The organism is Caenibacillus caldisaponilyticus, assembly GCF_002003465.1.
GTDB classification, from domain to species: Bacteria; Bacillota; Bacilli; order Bacillales; family Sporolactobacillaceae; genus Caenibacillus; species Caenibacillus caldisaponilyticus.
In genome coordinates, this window is sequence record NZ_BDDQ01000097.1 from 1 (window position 1) to 1,960 (window position 1,960).

Here is a 1,960-nt window from a genome sequence, read left to right on the forward strand (position 1 = left end):
TGGGAGAAGCACCCTCATGGTATATTGGTTTCGCCGCAGGAGATCAATAGAGAAGTCTTCATAACGCTTGAGTAAATCATATAAACCTTTAGTGGGAGGAACCAAAATGGCATATTTCAGTCAAGTCGGCAACATTCAATTTGAAGGAAAAGACTCGAAAAATCCCTTGGCTTTTAAATACTATGATCCCAATGCCGTTATTGGGGACAAAACCATGAAAGAAACCTTGCGTTTTGCCGTCGCTTATTGGCATACATTTACGATGAACGGTACCGATCCTTTTGGGGATGCGACGATGATCCGTCCTTGGAATGATCGGGGAGGTATGGAAGCCGCTAAAGCTCGCGTTGAAGCCGCTTTTGAATTTTTTAATAAACTGGGCGTCGAATATTTTACATTTCATGATATTGACATTGCGCCAGAAGGAGATACGCTTCGGGAAACCTATAAAAATTTGGATGTGATTGTTGCACGAATCAAAGAGTTGATGAAAGCGACGGGCATTAAATTGCTTTGGAATACCAGCAACTTGTTTGCTCATCCCCGATTCATGCGCGGAGCAGCCACGTCGCCAGATGCCGATGTCTTTGCTTATGCGGCGGCAAAGGTAAAAAAGGGACTAGAGATCGCCAAGGAGTTAGAGGCCGAAAACTTTGTCTTCTGGGGAGGACGGGAAGGCTATGAATCGCTGCTATTTACCGATATGAAACGTGAATTGGACAATTTAGCGCGTTTCTATCACATGGCGTTGGACTATGCCAAAGAAATTGGTTTCGAGGGTCAATTTCTCATTGAGCCTAAACCGAAAGAACCGATGAAACATCAGTATGATTATGATGTGGCTTCGGCTTATGCGTTTTTGCAAGAATATGGCCTTGTTGATCATTTTAAAGTAAACATAGAGGCTAACCATGCCACGTTAGCGGGTCATACATTTGAGCATGAGCTGCATTACGCCCGAATTCATGGGATTTTGGGATCTGTTGATGCCAACCAAGGCGATCTGTTGCTTGGCTGGGATACGGACGAATTTCCGTACGATATTTATACAACCACATTGGCAATGATGGAAATTTTGAAAAACGGTGGCTTGGGCAAGGGCGGTTTAAACTTTGATGCCAAAGTCAGGAGAACTTCTATTGAACCCGTCGACCTTTTCTTCGGCCATATAGTAGGTATGGATAGTTTCGCCCTTGGACTTAAGGTGGCGCACCGTCTTCTCGAAGATCGGGTACTCGAGTCATTTATTGAAGAACGATATAAAAGTTATTCGGATGGCATTGGACGTGAAATTTTAGAAGGGAAAACGGATTTCCGTCGTTTGGAAGAGCATGCGATGAATACTGATATTCAATATCGGTCAGACCGGCTCGAAATGTTGCGTGGCATTCTTAATCAATACATAAAAGAGACCGAATGACTGTAAATTCGAATCTATCGTCGGAGTCGGTCAGATAAAAGTATTTTCGAATGGCCGAAATCGGGCATCGTCATGGTGGTAGGATAAAAGATATGACGCCAAAGAGGTGTTTCCCTTGGAGTATGTCATCGGCGTTGATCTTGGCACAAGTGCCGTTAAGGTTTTAATGCTTGGTCAAGATGGGCGAGTCAAGGAAACGTGGACGGAGAGCTATTCATTATATCAAGAGCATTCGGGCTATAGTGAACAAGATCCGGAACAATGGGTGACCAAAACGAAAATCGCTTTGAAAAATTTATTGCGGAAATCCGGTATACATGCAGAAGAAGTAAAGGGCATTAGTTTTTCCGGGCAGATGCACGGGCTTGTTTTGTTGGATGAAATAGGAACTCCTCTTCGAAGGGCCATCCTGTGGAACGATACGAGGACGTCTGCAGAATGCAGAGAAATCGAGGCGACGGTTGGATTAGAAACATTGCTAAAGAATGTTAAAAATAGAGCATTTGAAGGGTTTACGCTGCCAAAAATACTATGGGTCAA

Annotated in this window: 2 protein-coding genes; both read left to right on the forward strand. The window is 43.8% G+C overall.

All coding sequences use genetic code 11. The features are described from left to right. Positions 1 to 106 precede the first annotated feature (106 nt). Positions 107 to 1,420: a xylose isomerase gene (gene xylA, locus CCB157_RS16320; protein WP_077616882.1), complete on the forward strand. Its 1,314-nt coding sequence runs from the start codon at positions 107 to 109 to the stop codon at positions 1,418 to 1,420. A gap of 115 nt (positions 1,421 to 1,535) precedes the next feature. Then, positions 1,536 to 1,960, forward strand: a 425-nt coding sequence (locus CCB157_RS16325; protein ID WP_274519646.1) for an FGGY family carbohydrate kinase, incomplete at its 3' end; no start/stop codon positions are given.

Excerpts from the sequence above, each read along its gene's own strand:
- xylA (WP_077616882.1), top strand. The coding sequence starts at position 107 with ATGGCATATTTCAGTCAAGTCGGCAACATTCAATTTGAAGGAAAAGAC.